Source organism: Glycomyces tarimensis, assembly GCF_054776215.1.
This window is the reverse complement of sequence record NZ_BAAHCB010000015.1, coordinates 163,540-171,043: the sequence shown is the minus strand read 5'-3', so window position 1 is coordinate 171,043 and position 7,504 is coordinate 163,540. Positions and strand designations below refer to the sequence as shown.

Sequence of the window (7,504 nt, the reverse complement as noted above, 5' to 3'; positions counted from 1 at the left end):
CGGCAGGCTAGCCTCGCCCTCGCCGCATAGGACGGTGTCAACATCAAAGGGGTAAGCCCCCCTCGCCGTCCGCTGGGACCGCCGCTTGTTCATACATCAGGGTTTCACCAAACTCGCAGCCAGCCTCATCTGCTGGAGACGCCTCACCCGGACAACCTGAAACAGTCGCCGTCAGCCCATTCTTGACCGTCTCTCTGAGGTCAGTCCAGGCTGGGCAGCAGGCGTAGAGTGTGCTCATGAAAGTTCGCAGTACACGAACGCTCTCGGTGCCGATCGAGGCACTCTGGCCGTTGCTGTGCGGATCCCAGATGACCCAGCCGCATCGCTCGCCGCTGTTCCACCTGGGACTGCCACGGCCGGTGGAGTGCCGCCTGTCAGAGGGTGAAGGCGGCGTCGGTAGCACCGGGAATGCATACCCGCGAACGGTTCAGTGCACCAGGAGATCACCGTATGGGAACCACCTGTCCGGTTGGAGTTCCGAATGGTGCGCACCAATCTGGTGCATCGATGGTTCTTCTCTTCGGTGGTCGAGGAGCGGTCGACGCGCACGCCACCCGGATCACGCGAACGACAACAGGGCGGATCAAGCCACACGTCTACTTCCTGTGTCCCTTCTTCAAGTTGGGTCTCAAGGAAGTTCACCGCTACGTCTTCCGCAACTGGGCGGCGGCATAGCCCACACACCGCTGGCTTCAACAGTCTGCTGCCACGGATGCTCGGCAACCGGATTCCCCAAGCCGCAGCCTCGCTGCACATGACCACAAGCATCACCCGGCAAAACAGGTTCAACAAAATCTGAAACCAGTTCTAAGGCCGGGCAGGTCCCATCACCAGGTGCCACCAAGGCGAGCGCCCCGCCGCAGGAAAATAGGCGATTCCCCTGTGCGGATGTAATGGCTCAGACGTGAGCCCGACAACGCAGCGAGCGGATCAGTGGAGCGGATTCGGACCGCTCGGATCGACAGGACCGGTCCTAGGCTGCGGTGGCGACGTCGGGTGCCTTCACGACGTGCGCCGGGAGCGCCCGTTCGGTCCACAGGAGGATCAGCGCACCGGCGATCGCCGCGAGTCCGAGCACGGCCCACGCCTGCCAGGAGCCGGCATCGAGCAGCAGTCCGATGAGGACGGGAGCGAGGCTGCGCGCGACCGACCAGGACAGCTGATAGACCGAGAGGTACCGGCCGCGGAGGTGCTCGGGCGCGGCCTGGACCGACAGGCTCTGCGACGGCGCGGAGTGCATGAGCTCGGCGGCGGTGTAGAGCACGGCGACGGCCAGGACGGTCGCGATGGCGGCGATGCCGGTGACCAGGTGGGGCAGCATCGCGAAGGCGGCGAAGGCGACGGCGAACACGACCGCGCCGAGGGCGGCACCGCGGGTCCGCCTGCCGCGCGCCATCAGGCGGGCGGTGGGAACGCCGAGGGCGGCGATGAGGGCGGTGTTGGCGGCGAAGACGATGCCGGCCATCGCGTCGGGGAGGCCGACGTCGCGGGTGAGATAGACGGGCAGGGCGATGGACTGGGCGATGTAGCCGAAGGCGATCAGGAAGTTCGCGCTTGTCACGCAGAGGTAGGGGCGGTCGGCGATGACGTGCCGGTATCCGGCTCGGGCGCGCCCGCCTTCGGATTTCGGCGCGGGCCGCGTCCCGGCTCGGATGCCGCCGACGACGATCGCGGCGGTGGCGAAGGCGGCGCTCATGGCGACGGCGGCGGTGGTGAAGCCGGCGTTGCCGTCGAGCATCAGCATCGCTCCGGCGGCGAGGCTGCCGAAGCCCATGCCGCCGTTGCGCAGGCTCCGGTTCCAGGCGAGCAGCCGGTCGCGTTCGACGCCTTCGGCGAGGTCGGCGATGAGGGCGTGCTGGCTGGGCTGGGAACTCTGCGCGCCGATCGCGACGACGAGGGCGACGGCGAGGAAGGCCGGGTAGTTGTCGGCGAGGGGGTAGAGCGCGAAGGCGATCGCGCGCAGCGACAGCGCCCCGATGAAGACCCGCCGGCCGCCGAACCGGTCGATGAGGACGCCGGCCGCGGGGGTCGCGGCGAGGGCGCACAGCCCGGCGATGGTGAGGCCGGCGCCGATGGCGACCATGGACAGGCCGGTGAGCGCGTGGACGAACAGCATCGTCAGCGGCACGTACAGGCCGTTGCCGACCGAGTCGACGAGGCTCGCGGTGATGAAGCGGCGCTTCGGCGCCGTCTCACTCGACGTCGAGGTCACTGGAGCGGCCCCGTTTCAACTCGGCGAAGGCGGGAAGGGCGGCCAGGGCGCGGACGGCCGTGAAGACGCGGACGGCTTCGGCGCCTTTGGGGGTCGCGGTGAGGACCGGGCCGAAGAAGGCGGCGCCGTCGATGGCGATGATGGGCGTGCCGGCCTCCTCCCTCACGGCGTCCTGACCGCTCTGGTGGCTGGCGCGCAGGGCGGCGTCGAATTCGTCGGTGTGCGCGGCGTCCGCGAGGTCGGCGGGGAGCCCGGTCTCGGCGAGGGCTTCGGGGATGACGGTGTCGTAGTCCTTGTTGCGGTGCACGTGGATGCGGGTGCCGAGCGCGGTGTAGAGATCGCGGAGCACGGCGTTGCCGTGACGCTGCTCGGCGGCGGCGCAGACGCGGGCCGGTCCCCAGGCGCGGTCGTTGAACGCGCGGTACCAGGCGTCGAGCTCGCGATGCTCATTGAGGACCGACAGGCTCATGATGCGAAAGCGCAGGGCGATCGGAGTGTGGCGTTCGACTTCGAGGATCCAGCGGGAGGTGATCCAGGCGAAGGGGCACGCGGGGTCGAAGTAGCAGTCGACGGCCGGGGCGGCCCGCGGAGTGAAATTATCTTCCATGGAAAACACCATAGCTTCCATGGAAGCTATGATGCAAGGCATGGATGCAGACGCCGTCTCCGAGATGGTCGCCCAGTGGAAGCGCGAACGGTCCGACCTCGATCCCTCACCGATGCTCGTCGTCGGGAGGCTTTACAGGATCACCGAGGCGCTCGACCGGCGCCTGCGCCCGCCCTTCGCCGAGGCCGGGCTGGGCAACGGCGACTTCGATGTGCTGACGGCACTGCGTCGCTCGGGCGAGCCGTACTCGCTCACGCCGGGCGAGCTGAGCCGCACGGTCCTCGTGACGACCGGGGCGATCACCAAGCGCGTCGACCGCCTCGAAGCGAAAGGCCTGGTGACCAGGTCGGTAACCGAGGACGACGCGCGCGGACGCCGCATCGCCTTGACCGACACGGGCAGGGCCCTGACCGACGAGCTGATCGGCAAGCACCTGGAGAACCAGCGCCGCCTCATCGCCGGACTCGGCGACGAGGAGCAGGCCCAGCTGGCCACGCTGCTCGGCGCCCTGTCCGCCGCCCTGGGCGACGACGCCTAGCTTCGCCTTCAATCTCTTGGCGATCGCCAGGGACGAGCTCGGACCCGACGGACCGCTGGGGCCTGCGCGAAGGCCGACGGATTCATCTGTCCTTCCGGCGGCCGAACATGCAGCGAGTGCTCAAGGGCCCCAACGATGACAAGTCGACGGCAAGTCAAGTACTTCAGAATATGTAGTCACTCGCAGAGTGGGCTCGCGCCCGCTTCAGCGACGCTTTCCAACTTCATCGCCCCTGTCCCCTACCTCGACGCACAGTTAGGTCTGATCCTCCCTTGAGCGACAACGCCGCGCAGCAGCCGCAGTACTCCCCTCATCTCCAGCCCGGCCAGCCACTCCCTCCAGGGCCGGCCGCCCAGCCCGCCTACAACCAGCTGCTCCCGAGCGGCCCCGACCGCCCCACTCCCATCGGGCTCGGCCTCGCCGGGGCCGGACTGCTCCTCCTCGCGGTCGGCTCCCTGATCCCCCAGATCTCCCTCGGCGGCAGCGACGCCGACGAGGTGGCCGGATTGGGCCTCGAGACCGCGGGGGTCAGCCTCCCCGGGCTCTCGCCCGCCCTGGTCCTCGTGGTCCTCGTCGGCTGGGCCGCCGCCGGGATCAAGCCCGGCCTCCAATGGACCGCCAAACTCGGCGGCATCGGCCTGGCCGCGCTCACCGCAGCCGCCGCGCTGCACCCGGTCGTCGAGCTCAACGGGGTCTTCAATAACGAAGCCTGGGAGGACACCAATGTCGAAGCGAGCGCCGGCGGCGGCATCTGGCTCTACATCCTCGCCGCGGTCTTGCTGGCCGTCAGCATCTTCCTGATGCGCTGGGCTCCGCCGAAGCAGCCCTTGGCTCCGCAGTACGCCCAGCAGCCGCAGCCCGCTCAGCAACCGGACAACGGGTGGCCCGGCTCCCCGCAGCAGTAACGGCGCGCATTCGATCTCCTGCATCCGTTCAACCCCTGAACAGGGAAAACGCTCCGGTTTCGATCGCACGATCGCGCCGGGGCATTTTGGTTGTCCGGGTAGCCGCCCAGGCCTTCGGCGAGCGCGCTGCACCGTGCGCCGAAATCCGTGGACGGCTTACGGCCGGAATGCCCGTTCCGGCGATGTGGACGACTCGGCCCACGAATCACCGGCGCGAGCCGGTCCGGGGGTCGGCGCGGCTCCGCAGCTGACGATCAGAACGCATAGGGGCCGAAGCGGCCCCATGCGACGATCGCGGCGGCGACCAGGATCATCAGGTTCATCATGATCGGCTGCGTCTCTTTGCGGCGGGCGTGCGTCATCGCCGCGAGGATCATCAGCACGACGATGCCCACCGCCGCCAGCGGCGTGAGGACGACGGCGATACCGGTGGCCGCGGGCAGGATCAATCCGACCGCTGCGGCGACCTCGGCGATGCCGATGAAGCGGATCGTGCCGCTCGAGTAGGTCTCGAACACCGGCATCGAGCCGGTCAGCTTCTCCTTGGACTGGACGAGTTTCATCGTGCCGACCATGAGGAACATCGCGGCCAGCAGGGCTTGCAGGATCCAAAGGAACACGTTCATAGATTGCCTCCTTGACAGGTGCCGGGTACCCGCCATGATCCCGAACCTCAATCCCGGACCGGTGCGCTTTCGGTGAAGGAGCGCACATCGCACTGATCACGACAGTACGACCCGACGCTCGCCTCAATATGCCGCTCACCGACAGTTGCTCGCTCGTGTCCACACGTGATGGGGCGACAGCGGGTGGTATCGAGGCCCGGAGCCGGTCATGTGGACCGCCTCGGAACCATGCGACGGCCGGCACGAGGTCGATCAGCCATCTCGTCCAGGCGCCAGATCGAACGTGAGCGTGGAACGCCTGCCGGTGAGCACCCTTCAGGAACCTCAGGCGTCGCAGGTCGCCCTTGCGGAAGCTGGGCGGGTCGCACTTCCGGCGCCGACCGCTGAGTGCTCGGGAGAATTCCGCTTGCCGAACATTTGAGGCGGGGCTGCGCTGGGAATCCACTCCAGTGACCGAGCTCGGACCCTACAGGAGGAGCGACAGTGGCATACACCTCGACCGGCAGCGAGAACACCCTCGGGCCGCTAGGCATGGCTACGCCATCGCAGCCGGACGCGGTGATCGAGACGCTGGTGATCCTGGGCGCGTCGGGAGATCTGGCCGGGCGGTACCTCTATCCCGCCGCCGCGCGGCTGCACGAGGAGGGCCTGCTCGGCCGCACGACGATCATCGGCATCGACCGCCGCGAACAGAGTGGCGAGGCCTACCGGTCGATGGTGCGGGAACGGGTGGCGCGGCACGCTCCGCAGATACCGGAGTCGGTGATCCGCGACTTCGCCGGACGGTTGCGCTACCGCACGGCGGACGTGTCGGACGCCGATCAGCTCGATGCGGTCATGAGCGAAGCGGCCGGGCCGATGGTGGTGTACCTGGCGCTGCCCAACCGCGTTTTTCTCGATACCGTGCGTGCGCTGGCCGACCGCCCGCCGCCCGCCGGCAGCCGACTCGTGGTGGAGAAGCCGTTCGGGACCGATCTGGCCGACGCACGGCGGCTCAACGAGGCGGTCCACGAGTGCTTCGCCGAGGAGGACGTCTACCGGATCGACCATTTCCTCGCCAAGCAGACCGTGCTCAACGTCCTCGGGCTGCGATTCGCCAACCGCATCTTCGACCCGGTGTGGAATGAGCTGCATGTCCGGGCCGTGGACATCGTCTGGGACGAGACGCTGGCGTTGGAGGGCCGTGCCGGCTACTACGACAACGCCGGAGCGCTCAAGGACATGATCCAGAATCACCTCCTGCAGCTGCTGGCGTTGACCGCCATGGAACCGCCCACCAGCATGAACCAGAGGGACCTGCGCAACGCGAAGTCCGAACTGCTGCGGGCGGTGCGCGTCCCCGAGCCCGAACAGATGTCGGCGGCGACCAAGCGCGCCCGCTACACCGCGGGCACCATCGGCGATCGAGCGGTCCCGTCGTACATCGACGAGGACGGCGTCGACCCCGAAAGGCAGACCGAGACCTTCGCCGAGGTGACGCTGGCGATCGACAACCGCCGATGGGCGGGGGTGCCGTTCCGGCTTCGCAGCGGCAAGGCCCTCGGCGCCGGCCGACGGGAGATCGCCCTTCACTTCCGGCCGACCCCGCACCAGCCGTTCCCCGAGTCGGCACCCGCCAACGTACTGCGGTTCGCCCTCAACCCGGACACCATCGCCATCGGCGTCAACCTCAACGGTGCCGGCGATCCCTTCGATCTGGAGCGAGCCGAGCTCGACGCCGAGTTCCCGAACCAGCAACTACCCGCGTACGCGAAATTGCTGCTCGGGATCCTGCACGGCGACCAGACGCTGTCGATCCGCGCCGACGAGGCCGAGGAGTGCTGGCGGATCGTCGAGCCGATCCTCAGCGCCTGGGAGAACGGCACGGTGCCGATGGACGCCTACACGGCCGGAACGTCCGGCCCGTGAACACCTCGTTCGAGGCCGCCGAGCCCTCGGTTCGCGATGGTGTCGGCCGAACGCGTTAGGCTGCTGTGTGCCGCACTCGGCGGTGCCCAAGGCCGGGTATGAAGCATTCGAGACGGAGGGTCGCGCCATCAGTTCCGAGACCGATCGCATGGTCGCGTTCAGCAGTCAGCTGCTTGAGGTGCATGAGCGGCTTCGCCGGGCGCTGAACCTCGCCCGCCGGTCGATCGACGGTGAGGTCGACGTGCCGGCGGGCCAGGATCTGCTGGTGTTCTGCCACGGGTTCTGCTCCGCGCTCAGCGGCCATCATCGCAGCGAGGATGTCGGCCTGTTCCCGCAGATCGTCGCCGAACGCCCGGACCTGGCGCCGGTGATCGGCAAGTTGATGACCGACCACGACATGCTGGAGCATCTCATCGGCGAGTTCGCCGCCGCGATGGCGTCCGGGGAGGATGCCGAGTCGTTGCACCGGCATTTGGACGGCATCGGCGCGATCATGGAGTCGCACTTCGGCTACGAGGAGCGCGAGTTGCTGTCCGTGCTGGACGCCGTGGCTCCCGAAGGCGAGGCGCGGACGCTGCTCGGCGACCTCGCCTGACGCGGCGGCGGCGCCGAGACCGCCCCGAGCACGGCCATGTCGGCTGAAGGCGGCGCGATCGGTGTGATCGAGAATCGTTCTGGCGGTCGGATGACGACCGCCCGATTGCTGCA

At 68.2% G+C, this 7,504-nt stretch carries 7 protein-coding genes; 4 read left to right on the top strand and 3 right to left on the bottom strand.

The features are described 5' to 3' along the window. Positions 1-973 precede the first annotated feature (973 nt). Both ACYVK3_RS12980 and ACYVK3_RS12975 read right to left on the bottom strand, forming a co-directional pair. On the bottom strand, positions 974-2,212 hold the full coding sequence (locus ACYVK3_RS12980; RefSeq protein WP_460497745.1) for an MFS transporter: 1,239 nt from the start codon (positions 2,210-2,212) through the stop codon (positions 974-976). Then, positions 2,193-2,819 carry a thioredoxin domain-containing protein gene (locus tag ACYVK3_RS12975; protein ID WP_460497744.1) on the bottom strand — a complete coding sequence of 209 codons (627 nt, stop codon included), beginning with the start codon at positions 2,817-2,819 and terminating at the stop codon, positions 2,193-2,195. The genes ACYVK3_RS12980 and ACYVK3_RS12975 overlap by 20 nt, the downstream gene beginning before the upstream one ends. A 40-nt stretch (positions 2,820-2,859) precedes the next feature. On the opposite strand from ACYVK3_RS12975, the gene ACYVK3_RS12970 reads away from it, so the two are divergent. Both ACYVK3_RS12970 and ACYVK3_RS12965 read left to right on the top strand, forming a co-directional pair. After that, on the top strand, positions 2,860-3,357 hold the full coding sequence (locus ACYVK3_RS12970; protein ID WP_460497743.1) for a MarR family winged helix-turn-helix transcriptional regulator: 498 nt from the start codon (positions 2,860-2,862) through the stop codon (positions 3,355-3,357). A 272-nt stretch (positions 3,358-3,629) separates the two neighbouring features. Continuing rightward, positions 3,630-4,262 (top strand): hypothetical protein, encoded by a 633-nt coding sequence (locus tag ACYVK3_RS12965; RefSeq protein WP_460497742.1) that lies wholly within the window; start codon positions 3,630-3,632, stop codon positions 4,260-4,262. Between the two features lie 254 nt (positions 4,263-4,516). Here ACYVK3_RS12965 and ACYVK3_RS12960 read toward each other — a convergent pair whose 3' ends face one another. Beyond that, positions 4,517-4,888 carry a DoxX family protein gene (locus ACYVK3_RS12960; RefSeq protein ID WP_460497741.1) on the bottom strand — a complete coding sequence of 124 codons (372 nt, stop codon included), beginning with the start codon at positions 4,886-4,888 and terminating at the stop codon, positions 4,517-4,519. A 483-nt stretch (positions 4,889-5,371) separates the two neighbouring features. Between ACYVK3_RS12960 and ACYVK3_RS12955 the strand changes: the two genes are divergently transcribed. Together ACYVK3_RS12955 and ACYVK3_RS12950 are read left to right on the top strand one after the other, a co-directional pair. After that, positions 5,372-6,796 carry a glucose-6-phosphate dehydrogenase gene (locus tag ACYVK3_RS12955; RefSeq protein ID WP_460497740.1) on the top strand — a complete coding sequence of 475 codons (1,425 nt, stop codon included), beginning with the start codon at positions 5,372-5,374 and terminating at the stop codon, positions 6,794-6,796. Between the two features lie 148 nt (positions 6,797-6,944). Then, positions 6,945-7,391 carry a hemerythrin domain-containing protein gene (locus ACYVK3_RS12950; protein WP_460497739.1) on the top strand — a complete coding sequence of 149 codons (447 nt, stop codon included), beginning with the start codon at positions 6,945-6,947 and terminating at the stop codon, positions 7,389-7,391. The last annotated feature ends 113 nt before the right edge of the window (positions 7,392-7,504 follow it).